The organism is Amycolatopsis marina (assembly GCF_900111885.1).
Taxonomy (GTDB): domain Bacteria; phylum Actinomycetota; class Actinomycetes; order Mycobacteriales; family Pseudonocardiaceae; genus Amycolatopsis; species Amycolatopsis marina.
Window position 1 is genome coordinate 111,502 of the sequence record NZ_FOKG01000001.1, and the last position, 14,269, is coordinate 125,770.

At 67.2% G+C, this 14,269-nt stretch carries 14 protein-coding genes and 3 tRNA genes; 6 read left to right on the plus strand and 11 right to left on the minus strand.

Annotated features, from left to right (window positions below; genetic code table 11):
- Positions 1 to 15: 15 nt before the first annotated feature.
- Both BM199_RS34190 and BM199_RS00515 read right to left on the minus strand, forming a co-directional pair.
- Positions 16 to 978: a peptidoglycan-binding domain-containing protein gene (locus BM199_RS34190; protein WP_218160270.1), complete on the minus strand. Its 963-nt coding sequence runs from the start codon at positions 976 to 978 to the stop codon at positions 16 to 18.
- A 238-nt stretch (positions 979 to 1,216) separates the two neighbouring features.
- Complete coding sequence (locus BM199_RS00515) at positions 1,217 to 4,126, minus strand: ATP-binding protein (RefSeq protein ID WP_177242419.1); 2,910 nt, start codon at positions 4,124 to 4,126, stop codon at positions 1,217 to 1,219.
- A 503-nt stretch (positions 4,127 to 4,629) separates the two neighbouring features.
- Between BM199_RS00515 and BM199_RS00520 the strand changes: the two genes are divergently transcribed.
- Positions 4,630 to 5,091, plus strand: coding sequence for a helix-turn-helix domain-containing protein (locus tag BM199_RS00520; protein WP_091667869.1), 462 nt, complete (start codon positions 4,630 to 4,632; stop codon positions 5,089 to 5,091).
- A gap of 82 nt (positions 5,092 to 5,173) precedes the next feature.
- On the plus strand, positions 5,174 to 5,731 hold the full coding sequence (locus BM199_RS00525) for a M78 family metallopeptidase domain-containing protein (RefSeq protein ID WP_091667871.1): 558 nt from the start codon (positions 5,174 to 5,176) through the stop codon (positions 5,729 to 5,731).
- A 3-nt stretch (positions 5,732 to 5,734) separates the two neighbouring features.
- On the opposite strand, the gene BM199_RS00530 is transcribed toward BM199_RS00525, so the two are convergent.
- From BM199_RS00530 to BM199_RS00540, 3 genes are all read right to left on the minus strand, one after another.
- Positions 5,735 to 6,433, minus strand: coding sequence for a class I SAM-dependent DNA methyltransferase (locus tag BM199_RS00530; RefSeq protein ID WP_091669489.1), 699 nt, complete (start codon positions 6,431 to 6,433; stop codon positions 5,735 to 5,737).
- A gap of 112 nt (positions 6,434 to 6,545) precedes the next feature.
- Positions 6,546 to 7,961 (minus strand): PepSY-associated TM helix domain-containing protein, encoded by a 1,416-nt coding sequence (locus BM199_RS00535; protein ID WP_091667874.1) that lies wholly within the window; start codon positions 7,959 to 7,961, stop codon positions 6,546 to 6,548.
- A 90-nt stretch (positions 7,962 to 8,051) separates the two neighbouring features.
- Positions 8,052 to 8,591, minus strand: coding sequence for a hypothetical protein (locus BM199_RS00540; RefSeq protein WP_245788051.1), 540 nt, complete (start codon positions 8,589 to 8,591; stop codon positions 8,052 to 8,054).
- 147 nt (positions 8,592 to 8,738) lie between these two features.
- Here BM199_RS00540 and BM199_RS00545 point away from each other — a divergent pair, with 147 nt between their 5' ends.
- Positions 8,739 to 9,155 carry a PPOX class F420-dependent oxidoreductase gene (locus BM199_RS00545; RefSeq protein WP_091669494.1) on the plus strand — a complete coding sequence of 139 codons (417 nt, stop codon included), beginning with the start codon at positions 8,739 to 8,741 and terminating at the stop codon, positions 9,153 to 9,155.
- Positions 9,156 to 9,198: 43 nt separating this feature from the next.
- A complete protein-coding gene (locus BM199_RS00550) occupies positions 9,199 to 9,405 on the plus strand; it encodes a hypothetical protein (RefSeq protein WP_143101733.1) in 207 nt (68 codons plus the stop codon).
- Positions 9,406 to 9,426: 21 nt separating this feature from the next.
- On the opposite strand, the gene BM199_RS00555 is transcribed toward BM199_RS00550, so the two are convergent.
- From BM199_RS00555 to BM199_RS00570, 4 genes are all read right to left on the minus strand, one after another.
- On the minus strand, positions 9,427 to 10,611 hold the full coding sequence (locus tag BM199_RS00555; protein ID WP_245788052.1) for a phospholipase D-like domain-containing protein: 1,185 nt from the start codon (positions 10,609 to 10,611) through the stop codon (positions 9,427 to 9,429).
- Between the two features lie 260 nt (positions 10,612 to 10,871).
- Positions 10,872 to 10,945, minus strand: a tRNA-Phe gene (locus tag BM199_RS00560).
- A 30-nt stretch (positions 10,946 to 10,975) separates the two neighbouring features.
- Positions 10,976 to 11,049: transfer RNA gene (locus tag BM199_RS00565), tRNA-Asp, on the minus strand.
- Positions 11,050 to 11,063: 14 nt separating this feature from the next.
- A tRNA-Glu gene (locus BM199_RS00570) sits at positions 11,064 to 11,136 on the minus strand.
- 141 nt (positions 11,137 to 11,277) lie between these two features.
- Here BM199_RS00570 and BM199_RS00575 point away from each other — a divergent pair.
- A complete protein-coding gene (locus BM199_RS00575; RefSeq protein ID WP_091667882.1) occupies positions 11,278 to 12,147 on the plus strand; it encodes an alpha/beta fold hydrolase in 870 nt (289 codons plus the stop codon).
- Here the strand turns inward: BM199_RS00575 and BM199_RS00580 are convergent.
- A complete protein-coding gene (locus tag BM199_RS00580) occupies positions 12,124 to 12,531 on the minus strand; it encodes a MerR family transcriptional regulator (RefSeq protein ID WP_091669497.1) in 408 nt (135 codons plus the stop codon). The two genes, BM199_RS00575 and BM199_RS00580, sit on opposite strands and share 24 nt — an antisense overlap.
- 65 nt (positions 12,532 to 12,596) lie before the next feature.
- Between BM199_RS00580 and BM199_RS00585 the strand changes: the two genes are divergently transcribed.
- On the plus strand, positions 12,597 to 13,817 hold the full coding sequence (locus tag BM199_RS00585) for an MFS transporter (RefSeq protein ID WP_091667883.1): 1,221 nt from the start codon (positions 12,597 to 12,599) through the stop codon (positions 13,815 to 13,817).
- A 207-nt stretch (positions 13,818 to 14,024) separates the two neighbouring features.
- Here the strand turns inward: BM199_RS00585 and BM199_RS00590 are convergent, their stop codons facing one another.
- A complete protein-coding gene (locus BM199_RS00590) occupies positions 14,025 to 14,267 on the minus strand; it encodes a hypothetical protein (RefSeq protein ID WP_091667886.1) in 243 nt (80 codons plus the stop codon).
- Positions 14,268 to 14,269 lie beyond the last annotated feature (2 nt).

Sequence of the window (14,269 nt, forward strand, 5' to 3'; positions counted from 1 at the left end):
ATTCCTTTCCACCGCTCACTTACCCGCTTGAAGTGCGGCCCAGGTGTTCGGGCCGACGATTCCGTCCGAACCGAGTTTCCGGGAGGACTGGTAGTTCTTAACCGCTGTGGTCGTCTTCGGGCCGAACTGACCGTCGACGTCAAGGCCCGCGTTCGTCGCGGCGTTGAGGGAACGCTGCACCCGGCTCACCGCGCTGCCCGTCGACCCGTCCTGCACCATCGGCGTGCTGCCGCGCGACAGCAGCGCCGTCCAGGTGTGCGAATCCACCGTGCCGTTCGACGGCAGGCCGACCTTGGTCTGGTACTGCTTCACAGCGCTGGTCATGGTCGCGTCGAAGGTCCCGCTCGGTCCGTCCGCGCCGGTGTTGAAGCCGGCCCCGGCAAGCAGGCATTGTGCGGCCTTGACCAGTTCGCCCTTCGCTCCTTCCGCGAGCTGGGTGTAGGACTTGTGGTTCTCGTTCACCACGGCGCAGGTCTTCGCGTCGCCCTCGATCACGTTCTTGTAGCGGATAGCGGTAAATTTCGAGGTCCAGCTGGCCGACCAGGTGCGCTGTGCGGCAACGGTTCCGGTCCGATACTCCTCACGGACCACCGCCTGCGTCTTGGCCGAGTCGGCCCACCTGACGAAAATGGCGATGTGCTGCACACTACTGCCGTGCACCCAGAGTGCGTCACCGGGAAGCAGTTTGGACTTACTGATTCTGGTCGCGACCTCCATGATGTTCCCGGTCCAGCGAACGTTCTTCAGCCCCCAGGCCATCGAGACATAACCGGAGCAGTCCTGGCGGTACCGGCCGTACTGGTTGGTGTGCCACTTGCTCTGGCTGTAGGGGACACGCTCGTCGATCCAGCTCTGCGCCCGCGTGAGTATGTCGGTCCTGGTCAGTTTCAGGTCCGAGGTCGGATGACCGGCGACGCCGACCTCGGCCTGGATACCGGTCGCCTCGCTCGATGGCGCGGACGCTTGGGCTCCTGCCACCGGGCTTCCCGCGCAAAGCAGTCCTGTCAGGACCGTTGCCACTCCTGCGGTCCTGATTCTGTTGCGTATTGAACGACTGACTCTCATATGCCCTCTCCTCGCCGAAGCGGATAGGACATATCTACCGGATAAAACAGCGTTTTCAGCCGATCGGAATGAAAGACGAAAACGGCCAAAATAAGCGAAAGATCCACTTGACCAATGTTGGGAAAATTATGGATCCAGGATGAGAACCCAGTCAGCTCGCGCTGGACCAACTGCGCGTTCTCGCCAGCGCCCGCGCCGCATCCTGACTGTACCAAGGCATCGACAGTTCGTCGAAGATCGCCAGCGCCGTGCGCAGGGAACGTTCCGCTTCCCGCCACCGGCCGGTGCGAACATACAGGCCGCCGAGACTGCGCATAATGTACGCCTGCCCACGACGGTCACCCAGCGCCTCGAACATCGCCTGACAGCGTTGCAGACTCTCGGCCGCCTGCTCGTAATCCCGGACCTGGGCGTACAGATCTCCGAGACTGCGCAGGGAATAGGCGACCGCATGACGATGGCCGTGCTCGGTGAAGAGTTCGAGCGAGCGCACGAGACTGGCCCTGGCCGTCCCGGTGTCCCCCTGGAAGCGCTGCACCTCGCCAAGGCTGCGCAGCACATGGGCTTCCCAGTGCGCGTCGCCCGCAGCTCTCGCCCTGGTGAGCGCTTCGCCGAGCAATGCGGTCGCGCGGTCGTAGTGACCCGCTCTGCGGAGCACGTCGGCCAGCCGTTTGAGCACGCTCACCGTGGCCCGCTCGTCGCCCACCTCGCTCGACAACCGCAGTGCCTTGGTGAAACATCGCTCCGCCGCACCGAACTCCCCGGCGTCCGAGTGCACACCGCCCAACTCGTCCAGTGCGGCGGCCTGCGTGCGATTGTCACCGGCGGCCTCGGCGACCTCGATCGCCGTGCTGAGCCGGGTCCTGGCCTCGGAAACCCTGCCGGTCTCGGCGAGCACATCGGACTCCGCGACGAGCGTCCTGGCCAGCTCCACCTGATCTCCGAGGTCTCGGTAGCGCTGCGCGGCAGCGGCCAGGTACCGCATGGCACTGCCGACTTTCATTTGCTGCCAGTGCAGTTCGCCGAGCCTGCGCAGGCTGCGCGCTTCCGCTCGCGGGTCGCCGGAGCGCCTGCCTGCCCAGACCGCGAGCACGGTGACGTTGCGAGCCGAAGCCGAACCCGGCCGTACCGTCGCCAACTCGGCGAAGGCGTCGGCCAACTCCCAGGCACGGGACCACCAGCCTCGCTGCAACGCCGCGTCGACGACCACGAGCACGTTGTCCGCCTCCGCCACGCACCAGCGGGCCGGATCACGCCTGCCGCAGCCCTCGTCCACCGCTTCGAGGTAGTAGGCGATCATCGCTGCCAACGCGGCGTCGCGCGCCTGCTCGGAATCCTCGGTCCGCGCCTTCTCCTCGGCGAATTCCGCGATCAGATCGTGCAACTGGTATCGCAGTTCGCCGAAGGTGTCACGTCCCGCGACCTGCAGCATCTGGGCTTCGACGAGCGATTCGGCGACATTCGCGCCGGTACCGCGGTCCACGCCGAGCAGGGTGGCGACGGCGGCACGGGAAACGTAAGGCAGACGTACCGCGCCGAGTAGCCGGAAGGCCTGTCTTGCCTGCCCGGAGCACTCGACATAGCTCAGCTCGATCGTGGCCCGCACATCGAGATCGCCTGCGCGCATCTCGGTGAGCCGGGACCGGCCCGCGCCGATTCGGTCGGTGAGCTCGGCCAGTGTCTCGTGGGGGCGGGCAGCGAGCTTCGCACCGACAATGCGCACGGCCAGCGGCAATCCCGCGCACATCCCCAGCAACTTGCGCGCGGCGTCGGGCTCGGCGACCACGCGTTCCTGCCCGGCGATCCCGCCCAGCAGTTGCCAGGCCTCCGTCTCCGCGAAAGCGTCGACCGGGATGGTCGTCGCCCCGGCAAGGCCGAGCATCCGCCGCCGCGATGTGACCAGCACTCCGCATTCCTCGCCCGCGGGCAACAGGGCGCGCACCTGCCCTTCGTCCCGTGCGTCATCCAGCAGCACGAGCACCGCGGCGTCGGCAGTGCGACTGCGCCAGAGTTGCTGACGCTCGACGAACCCGTGCGGGATCGTCTCCTCGGCCTCGCCGATGGAAAGCAAGAACCTGCGCAACACCTCGCTCGGCTGGCCGGGTTCGGTGGCGAGGTCGGCCACTACCTGACCGTCCCCGAACTCGCGCCGGAGCAGGTGTGCGGAACGGATCGCGAGCGTGCTCTTACCGACGCCGCCGGGTCCGCTCAGCACGACGAGGCGTGGCCCTCGTCCGGTGAGTTCACCGCGAATTCGCTCCAGCAGCTCACCACGGCCGGTGAAATCGGGAATCTGCGCGGGAACCTGCGCGGGACAGGCGATCCCTCCGTTGTGTCCAGTGCCGCCGTGGCCGGGTCCGGTGCGCTCGAGGAGGTAAGACGAGGGGACCGCAGGGGGCTCGGGACGCAGGCGGCCCGCGGCCTGTTCCAGCCGGGTTCCTGGCGAGACGCCCACCGCGTCGAGTGCGATTCGCGTGCTGTCGAACACGTCTCGTGCTGCCGCCCCCCTGCCCGCCGCGACGAGTGCCTCGATGAGCAGTGCGGCGAAGTTCTCCTGCGCAGGGTCGTGGGTGAGTTGCTCGGTCAGGCCGCTGATCGCGCCGGTGAGGTCCCCGAGTGCGATATCGATCTCGAAGCGCTGCTCCAGCGCGGCGAGCCGGTGCTGCTCCAGCAATCCGGCGTATCCGGACAACAGCGGTCCACGGCCGGTGTCCTGCAATGCCTTACCGCGCCAGAGTGCCAACCCGGCGCGTAAGCAGCGACTTGCCTCGGGAAGATCGCCCTGCGCCGCGGCCTTCTTGCCCGCCTCGGTGAACCGGAGGAACTCGGTGGCGTCCAGTTCCGCGTCCTCCAGCATCAGCGTGTAGCAACCCTGCCGGGTGCGAATGAGCTGCTGGGGCGAGCGGGCGGGCAGATCGGGACAGAGCAACTTGCGCAGGGTGGAGATACGGCCCTGCAGAACCGCCCCGCTGGAACCGGGGGCGGGTCCACGCCAGAGTTCGGCCGCGAGCATCTCCGTGGTGACGGGTTCGTTCGGACTACTCAGCAGTACCGCGAGCACAGTTCGAACCTGGCGCGGACCGACGGGCGCGCCTGAGACCAGAGTGGATCCGAGAATGCCGTATCGCACATGCACCCCCGCCGTGTGAAAGTTGCTCACTTACCAGCTTCCGACAGGAACCGCCATGTTCCCACGGTGCGCACAGCATCGAGGGTTTGCGGCGGGAAATCAAGCAACTCCCGTCGGTCATTTCGGACATTCATCAAAATTCACGGGACCGGCGGACGAGAAGAAAGGGAAAACGGCAGACGCCTGTCCGGGGTGCCCAGTACAGGCACCCCGGGAGCGCGCGGACCCGGCCGGACCTCCCCCGGACCCCCAGGACCGGGGGTGGTGGCTCGCACTCGTGTGCAGAGGATGACCACCCAACTGCTTCACCAGAGTGGAGCCGGGTACGCGCAGAGCCTAGACTGGACTCGCGAGCGTTTCAACCGACAGAGAAGTGAAAACTCGGACGGCCGTTTCCGTGAGTGGAGACCCGCCGGTGACATGGGGAGGTCACGATGGTCGACGAAGCAGGCGCGAGTCGAACCTTGGCCAGCAAGCTGAACCACCTCTTTGTCAACAAGACGCCTCGCGACGGGCAGGAGTACAGCAACGAGCAGGTGGCGGCCGCGATCTCGGCGCAGGGCGAGGTCAAGATCTCGCAGAGCTACATCTGGCAGCTCCGGAAGGCGAAGAAGGACAACCCGACCTTCAAACACCTGCAGGCGCTGGCCGGTTTCTTCGGCGTCCCGGTCAGCTACTTCTTCGACGACGAGGTCACCGACCGGGTCGACCAGCAGCTGGCGACGCTCAAGTCCGAGCAGGCGAGGCTGAACGAGATCGCGGGCAGCAGCGAAGCCCAGATGATGGCGATGCGCGCGGGGGAGCTCTCACCGGGGCGGCGCAGGCTGGTGATGGAGTTGCTCGACGTGGTCTACCGCGAGGAGCAGGCCGGCCGCCCGGACGCCACCACCGAGTAGTTCCCCACTCGGCCTTAACCAGCTCCGGGCAACCCGCTAACGTCGAGGACGACGGTGTGTGCGGCAAGGACGGCGGTGACTGATGCGGGAACGACAGCTGCGGCGCCGCTGCAGGCGACTGCTGAACGAGCTGGACATCCAGCCCCCACTCGACGTCACCGAACTCTGCAAGCGCGTCGGCGAACAGCGGGGCAGGCCGATCCGGCTGCTCGGCCATCCGATTCCGGTGCCGGGACCGTTCGGGGTCTGGATCGCGACCGCCACCGCCGACTACATCCTCTACCAGGAGGAAACGAGCAAGTCGCACCAGCGGCACATCATCCTGCACGAACTCGGCCACATCCTGGCCGGTCACAGCAGTGACCAGGACGACGACAGCCTGCTGGCCGACCTCTACCCGGACGTCGAGCCGAACACCCTGCGCGCGAAGTACCCGGACCTCGAACCCGATGCCGTTCGCAGGGCGCTGCGGCGCACGTCCTACGACACCGAGCACGAGCGGGAGGCGGAGACCGTGGCGACCATCATTCTCGAATGGGCCTCCGTGCTCGACCGTGTCTCTCCCCGGACTCCCGTCGACTCGAAGGACACCAACCAGAAGGTGGAGAACGCGCTCGGCGACCGCCTCGGCTGGATGTAGCCTTCAGGGCAATCTGCGCCAGACGAACGCGGCCGAGACCGGGTGGTTGCGGAACCGCTCCCACTTCGGCTTGACGGCGACCCACTCGTCGTCCACGACGCGCTCCCGAAGTTCGGCCAACTGCCAGCCCGCTTCCAGCGCCGCACCGACGTGATCGCTGAGCAGGTGCACGGTCGTGCTGATGGCCACGTCCTCGCCCGCGTGGTTCCGGTAGTGGGTCGGCATGCCGCTGGCCATGATGAAGTGCGGGTGGAAGGCCACCACCACGAAGTGGGCCTTGTCCGCGGCAAGCCGCCAGGCCTCGTGGTAGAACGGCCGCAGGTCACTCAGGTGTTCGTCCACAAGGGACGATATGAGCAGGTCGTAGGTGCCTGCGGCAAGACCGGTCGCGGTGACGTCAGCCTCGATCAACCTGTCGTGTGCTCCGCGTTCCCGTGCGACGGCGAGCATCTGCGGGGTCAGGTCCACTCCGTCGATCGCCCTGACCCCGTGCTCGCGCAGCCAGGCGCCGGTGCGGCCGGTGCCACAGCCGAGGTCCGCCGCGCGCTGCGCGGAAGCCCACGACGGCTCCGTCAACCGGTCGAGGAGGGCGATGTCCATCGTGTCCTGGACGGTGTCCTCGTAGCTGGCGACCCATTCGCCATAGCCGGTGCGAACGTCCACAGTGCGGTAGCCGCGCGCGTCGAAATCGCCGAAGTCCATGACCGCCAGTGTGGCCGCCGATTCCGGTATGGCCAATCGGTTTTCGGGCCGGTTCAGCGCGCGGACCGCGCCAGCTCCCACACGACGTAGCCGCACTCTGCGCTCGGCACGCTCACTTCGGCAATCGGGTCTTCCAGCCGAGCAGTACGTCGAGCACGAGGAACGCCAGCAGGCTGATGCCCAGCAAGGGCACGAACCAGCCGACCACGGCCGCCACGGCGAGCCCGGCGAGCAACGGAAGCCGTGGCGCCTTCCGCCACTGCCCACGGGGGATCGGCCTGCCGAAGGTGAAGCCGGTTGCCCTGGTCGGCCTGCGCTGCCACCACATGCGGTAGCCGAGGACCACCAGCGTCGCCAGGCTCAGCCCGAGTGCGGCGAGCAGGATCTGGTTGGGCCACCCGAACAGCGAGCCCATGTGGCCGTCGATGCCCCAGCGGGCCAGTTTGGCCGCGAGCGGGTAGTCGGCGAAGCGCACGTCGTCGACGACCTGGCCGGTCGAGGCGTCGACCGCGACCGCGTCGACCTGGGTCGGCCAGCCACGGTCGATCTCGGTGACCGCCCATGCTCCCCCTGCTTCGCCGGGCGGCGTGACCTCGATCAGGCCTGCGTCGATCCCTCCTGCACGCGCGGCGGCGAGCACACCGTCCAGTTGCGCGACCGGGTCCTGTGTGGACTGCTCAGCACCGGACGAGTGCTCGGCGTGGCCCGTGTGCTCCGTGTGCTCGGCGTGCTCGCCCCCGCCTGCGGTGTCCAACGACGGAGTGCTCCAGCTCAGCGCCGCGCGCAGGTCGGAGACGTTCTCCCCCGCGTACGTGGACCAGGTGAGCCCGGTGGCGGAAAGGAACAACGCACCGAGCAGCACCCAGGTACCGAGCGCGCCGTGCCGGCTCATCGTGCGGCGGCGCCCGGACGTCCCCGGTTCGGGACGCACCAATGTGGCCGGTCGGCGGCCTCGCCGACGCGAGACCCAGAGCACGATGCCGCCGAGTGCGACCACCCACAGCCAGGAGGCGGCGAGTTCGCTGTAGAGGCGCCCCGGGTCGCCGAGCAGGAGGTTGCGGTGCAGCTGGTCGAGGGTCATGCGCAACGGCAGGACGCCGCTGGTGCCGTAGGTGGTGAGGTCGCCGGTGATGTCGCCGGTGCCCGGATCGACGAAGAGCGTGCGGTACTCCGACGAATCCAGTTGGTCGTCGGCGAACAGCACACGCGTGGTGTCGCCCGGCTCGGGTGCCGGGCGGACGGCGTGCAGTTCGGCGCCGGGAGCGGCGTTCTGTGCGACGCGCACCTGTTCGGAAAGCGGGAGTGGCTCGGCGGCCGCCGGTGCGGTGAGTTCGTCGGCGTAGAGCCAGGACTCGAGCTGCGGGGTGAGGGCGTAGAGGACGCCGGTCAGCGCGGCGACGAGGACGAACGGACCGACCAGCACCCCGGCGTAGAAGTGCAGGCGGAGCACGAGCCCGCGCCAGCCCGAGGCCGGCTGGGAACTGGCATCCGGTGGTGCGGTCGGCGCTGGTTTGGTGGTTTCGGACATGGGAGGTGGTCTCCTGGTTCGGTGCAGGGTGGAGGACCGCGGCGCGCGGCCGGGCAACGGGCGCGCTGCGGTGTGGTGCGGGGTGGTCGGTCAGCTGTGGGAAGGCGGACCGCGCCTGGTCTGCACCCTGCGGCGCAGCACACTGGAGACCGGGCTCGGCGGGATCGGCGCGAGTGGCGCGAGCCGCAGCGGCGCGGTGGCGGGAAGCGGTGTCAGCCTGCGTGGTAGCCGGGACGTCAGCACGGCGAAGAGCAGGAAGACCGCGCGTTCCGCGCCGGTGAGCACGGTGACCACGACGAGGGTGGCCAGCACGTGCGCGAAGAGCATGAACTCGGGGTTGTCGTTTCCGTGGCCGTGGGACCGTGCATGGGACACGGTCATCGACAGGAGGGTGTGCATGGCCAACTGCCCCGCGCCGACCAGGGCGAGGATCGTCCACGGCCCACGTTCACGGCCGCCGAGTCCGGCGGCGACGAGGCCCATGAGCAGGACGGGTGGCACGAACAAGGCCGGATCCGGCAGCGCGGCGCCCGCCTCGGCGTGCGCCAGCAACGCGAGCGTGCCGGTGGCGATCCCCGCGACCCCGCCACGCAGCAGCCTGCCTGCGCCGCGGGTCAGGGTCGGGGACATGACGGGACGATAACCGCGAATCGATTCAGGCAGTACCGCAGGTAGTAGTCAGGATGAGACAGAAAACGGGACAACCATCGCGGCCTTGACCTCAACTTAAGTCGAGGTACCAGGGTGGTTGAAAGGACAACCCGAGAGGTGATGGTCATGACGTTCACGAAGGAAGAGATCGACTACCTGAAGTCGCAGCGGCTGGGCCGGCTCGCGACCGCCCAGCCGGACGGGACGTTGCAGGTCTCGCCGGTCGGATTCGGCCTCAACGAGGAGACCGGGACGATCGACATCGGCGGTTACAACATGGCGGCGAGTCGAAAGTTCCGCAATGTGGCGGACAACGGCAGGGTGGCGTTCGTGGTGGACGATCTCGCCTCGGTGGACCCGTGGCGCGTGCGCTGCCTGGAGATCCGCGGCTACGCGGAGGCCATCGAACAGCCGACGGACAGCTCGGGGAACTTTCGCGGCCCGGTGATCCGCATCCACCCGCAGCGGGTCATCAGTTTCGGTATCGACGATCTCGACACGGAGCCGCACAAGCTGGTCGCCAACAAGCGCGACGTCGGCTGACGGGAAGAGCGCCCCCGGCGGCGGTATGGCTAAATGGCAGGTGATGACCAGAAACCGCCGCAGAGCCATGACCTGGCAGGAGTGGGCCGTCCTGCCGGCCGCCGTGCTCATCTCGGTGCCTGTCCGGGCCGGTCTGTACCACGACTGGCAGTTCCCTGCCCGGCTCTGGTGGGAAAGCCTGGCCTACGGCGTGCTGACCGGGCTACTGCTGGTGTTCCTGTTCCGGTTCCTGCGGCGAAGCCGCCGCTAGGACGGCGGCTTCGCCGCGGGATCAGGGGCAGCTGCCTTCGCCTTCCTGCGGCCTGCTGCACTTCGCGCGGCTCCACAGCTTGCTGAAGTTCTCGTTGAAACCGCGGCTCACCGTCGCGTTCTCCACCTTCGTCAGGATCTCGTCGTTGCTGCGCAGGGCGGCGCCGGAAAGGTTCTGTGAACCGCTGAACACGATCGACCGGTTGGCGGTCTTGTTGTAGTGCCCCTTGTAGATCATGTACTTCGAGTGCAGGCTCACCTTGCGGCCGTCGATGTTGTCGGCGTCGTTGTCCAGGTAACGCTTGAGGGAGATGTTCGCCTTGCCCTTGAGTTTCCCGAGGTTCTTCGAGCCCATCGAGTCGTAGACCACCCGGACCTTGCAGCCGAGCCGGGCGATCCTGGTGATCTCGTCGACAACCACGGAGCGAGTGTCCGCGATGTTCGCCTGGGCGACGTCCAGCGAACAGCCGGATTCGAACCTGTTGATGTACTTGAGGATCTGCGTGTAGATGTCGGTGCTGTGTTCCTGGGACCGGCCGCCCTTGGAATCCGCACGCGGTGACATGTACGTGGTCACCAGACTGGGTACGGATTTGTGGTAGCCACCGTTCTGGGCGTAGTTGTTGTCCTTGCGCTGGGCGAGCATCCGGTCGACGTGCTTGCGGTAGTAGCCGTAGAGGTCGGCGTCGCCACTCATCAGGAGTGCGTGGTTGAACAGATTTCCCTGAGTCGTGGTCAGGTTGTGCGAGGAAACCACCACGACGTCCTTCAGCCCGCCGGTTTCGGAGAACATCCACAACTTGTTGTGATTGATCGAGTGAGGGACGCCGCGGTTGGCGATACAGGCGGTGTTCTTGCCGCCCGGTCCACAGAAGACCAGCTTCGTGAACTTGGCCGATTTGAGCACCTTCATCGCGTTGTTGGCCGCGTTGTCATCCGCGCCACCGTCGATGGCGATCCGCACGCTGACCCCACGCTGCTGAGCCTCGACAAGCGCTTCCGCCACCGCCGGTCTGGTCCAGCTGTAGACGGAGAAGTTGATTTCCGAACCGGCAGGGGCGCCGTTGACCAGTTCGAGGAGCCGCTTCTCGATGCGATGGTCACGGTCACCGCGTTCGGATGGCTCATTGAAGATCGTCTCCATGGTGGCTGGAGCGGGTGCGGCGACGGACGCCGGAACGGCCGCCGCTCCTGGTGGAGTCAGCACCGCCAAGGCCACCCCCAGCGCCGCCGCAACAGAAACCGGTCGACGAAAGACCCGCAGAAGCCTCATCGCTCTCCCTGCCCAGAACTTCCCGATGGCGGAAATGCCAGCCTCAAGGGGAGCACGAAGACGACAGCCGAACCAGTGGCCGAGGGCAACCAACCAAACGCCAACACTTTCCCGGGAAAATGCCACCAGCGACCGATCGGGGCTCGGGCATGAAAAAACCGCCCTGACCTGGGTCGGGGCGGTCTTACGGAAGGTGGCCAGGGCCGGGGTCGAACCGGCGACCTTCCGCTTTTCAGGCGGACGCTCGTACCAACTGAGCTACCTGGCCGGTAACGCCGGCTAGTAGCCGAACGTAAAGCGACCCTGACGGGACTCGAACCCGCGACCTTCGCCGTGACAGGGCGACGCGCTAACCAACTGCGCCACAGGGCCTTACTTGTACTGCGTACTCCCAACGGGATTCGAACCCGCGTTGCCGCCTTGAAAGGGCGGAGTCCTAGGCCGCTGGACGATGGGAGCCCGGTCGGTTGCGGCGAACCGGACGACCGTGCTCTCAGGTCCCCCCGGGAGCGATTACAAGCATAGGGCATCCGTCCACGCCCTTTACGACGGGGGCGCAAACCCGACTTGAAGCGCTTCTACCTGGGCATACTCCTTCACATGTTCCAGGATTTCACCCTTGAGCACATCGACGTCGGCGATGCGCAGCTCCGCGTCCGGTGGGGCGGCTCCGGCCCTGCGGTACTGCTCCTGCACGGCCATCCCCGGACACACACCACCTGGCACCGCGTCGCACCCCTGCTGACCTCGGACTTCACCGTCGTCTGCCCCGATCTGCGCGGCTATGGCCAGTCCTCGAAGCCCCCGACCACCGCCGACCACTCGCCATACAGCAAGCGGGCGATGGCAGGGGACTGCGCGAACCTGATGAGTGCGCTCGGTCACACCGAGTTCGCCGTGGCCGGACACGACCGGGGCAGTTACGTGGCCTTCCGGCTCGCACTGGACCACCCCGATCGGGTGCGTGCGCTCGCCGCACTCGACTGCGTGCCCATCGGCGAGGCACTGGCACGCTGCGATGCCCGCTTCGCCAAGGCCTGGTATCACTGGTTCTTCTTCGCCCAGGCCGAACACCCGGAGCGACTGATCACCGCCGATCCGGACCACTGGTACCGCACCGACTCCAAGAACTCTCCGGATCGCCTCGGGACGGAGAACTTCGCCGACTTCCACCGTGCCATCCACAACCCGGACACCGTCAGCGCAATGCTCGAGGACTACCGCGCCGGACTCGGCGTCGACCGCGCCAACGACGACGCCGACAAGGCCGCCGGCCGGCGGATCACCTGCCCGGTGCTCGCGATGTGGTCCCTGCAGGACGACCTCGGCGACCTCTACGACGACATCGGCGCGATCTGGCGCGACTGGGCCGACGACGTGCGGACGGCGACGATCGACTCCGGCCATCACATGGCCGAAGAGGCACCGGAATCGCTCGCGGACGAGCTACGCACCTTCTTCCGCGGCTGACCGTCGCCCGGCCACCTCAGCGACGGCATCGCCGCGTACCGCTTCCAGATACTCGGCGATGGCGTCCCTGTTGCGGGTCAGACACTCCACGCGGTCAGTCATCCGGTCACGTTCGTGCTCCAGCGTGGCGATCATCTCCGGAGTCGCGTCAGCGAAGTGGATCACCCTCGGCTTGTCGAGACACGGCAGGATCTGCCTGATGATCCGGGTCGGCAATCCGGCGTCGAGCAGGCCCCTGATTTGCAGGATCCGGTCCACCAGCTGTTCGTCATACTCCCGATAGCCGTTCGGCGCCCGGTTGGAGTTGATCAGCCCCTGCTCCTCGTAGTAGCGCAACAGCCTGCGGGACGTGCCGGTCCGAGCTGACAGCTCACCGATACGCATGTGCCCGGCCTCACTCTCCGCCGCGTTGACCTTCACATCTATGTGAGGGTTTGAGCATATCCACCATGCGAAACAACACCACACCGTTGCCGTCCGATTCCCCGGTCGATACGGAGAACGGGCAACTCCCTGTCCCGGCGCTGATGGCACTGGCCACGGCCGCCTTCATCACCGTCCTCACCGAGGCGCTGCCGGCCGGCGTACTGTCCGCCATGAGTACCGACCTCCGCGTCAGCGAGTCCGCCACCGGACAACTGGTGACCGTATATGCGATCGGCACCGCGATCGCGGCGATTCCGCTGTCCGCGGCCACCGCGAGCTGGCGGCGCAAGCGCGTGCTGCTCACCGGGGTCACCGGGTTCGCCGTCGCCAACACGATCACCGCGGTCTCGACCCACTTTCCGCTGACACTGGCGGCCCGGTTCGTCGCAGGCGTGGCCGCAGGCCTCGTCTGGGCACTGCTGGCCGGATACGCCCGTCGCATGGCACCCGTTCAGCTGCAGGGCAGGGCGATCGCGATCGTCATGGCCGGCATTCCCGTGGCACTGGCCCTTGGCGTGCCGGCGGGAACGTTCCTGGGCGGAGCCGTCGGCTGGCGGGTGACGTTCTCGGCGATGACCGTGCTGGCCTTCGTCCTGATCGTCTGGATGATCATGGTGGTCCCGGACTATCCCGGGTACCGCCAGGACGACCGGCCATCGATTCCGCGAACCCTCACCATTCCCGGCGTCGCACCCGTTCTGTTCGTCACGCTGGTTTTCGTACTCGCCCACACGATCCTCTACACCTACATCGCCCCGTTCCTGGACAGGATCGGCATGGGCGGCGCGATCGACGTCGTACTGCTGCTCTTCGGCGCCGCCTCCATGGTGAGCATCTGGATCGTGGGCGCCCACATCGACCGGCGGCTGCGAGTCCTCACCGTCGCCGGCACCCTCCTGTTCGCCGTCGCCGCCAGCACGCTGGCCGTACTGGCGGGCAACTCCCTGCTGGTCTACGTCGCGGTGACGCTGTGGGGGCTCGGCTTCGGCGGCGTGCCCACCCTCCTGCAGACCGCTGTCGGGGACGCGGGCGGCGCCGCGGCGGACACCGCACAGGCCATGCTCGTCACGCTGTGGAACGCGGCCATGGCGGGCGGCGGAATCGCGGGCGGCGTGCTCCTCGACCACCTCGGCCCGGCCGCGTTCCCATGGAGCGTCCTGCTCCTGCTGATCCCGGTGCTGGTCGTGGTGATCACCGCCCGCGCGCACGGCTTCCCGCTCCGGCGCGGAGACACCCACTCATGAACGCCTGGTCACCTCGTCCAGAGCCCGCAAGCGCTGCCGCAGTTCCTCCCGCCGCTCACCAGCCCCCAGGAAGGACCAGGGCACGCTGGGCAGGAGCAATCGATTGCCCGAAACGGCGTATCGCAGTACCTTTTCTTGGTGCTGCCCAGGCGCGCGACCAGGGGGTGCGCACCTGGGCAGCTCCTGGTCAACCCAGCCGGGGAAGGTTCAGCGTTGCACTGGTGGCTGACCTTGGTCGTCCGGCACAAGACCGAGCATGTCGAGCAGTTCGGCACAGTCCTCGACGCCATTCGCACCTCGAGCCACGGCCAGTCGTGCGCGGCGCACCTGGTCGTCGGAGACGCGACCGGCGTCCCCGGCGCTCGTCCGCTGGGCCGGCACTCCGCCGACCACTCCTTCGCCACCTTCGTGCCGCAGGAGGAACTGTCGAACTTCGAGAGACCCGCTCATTG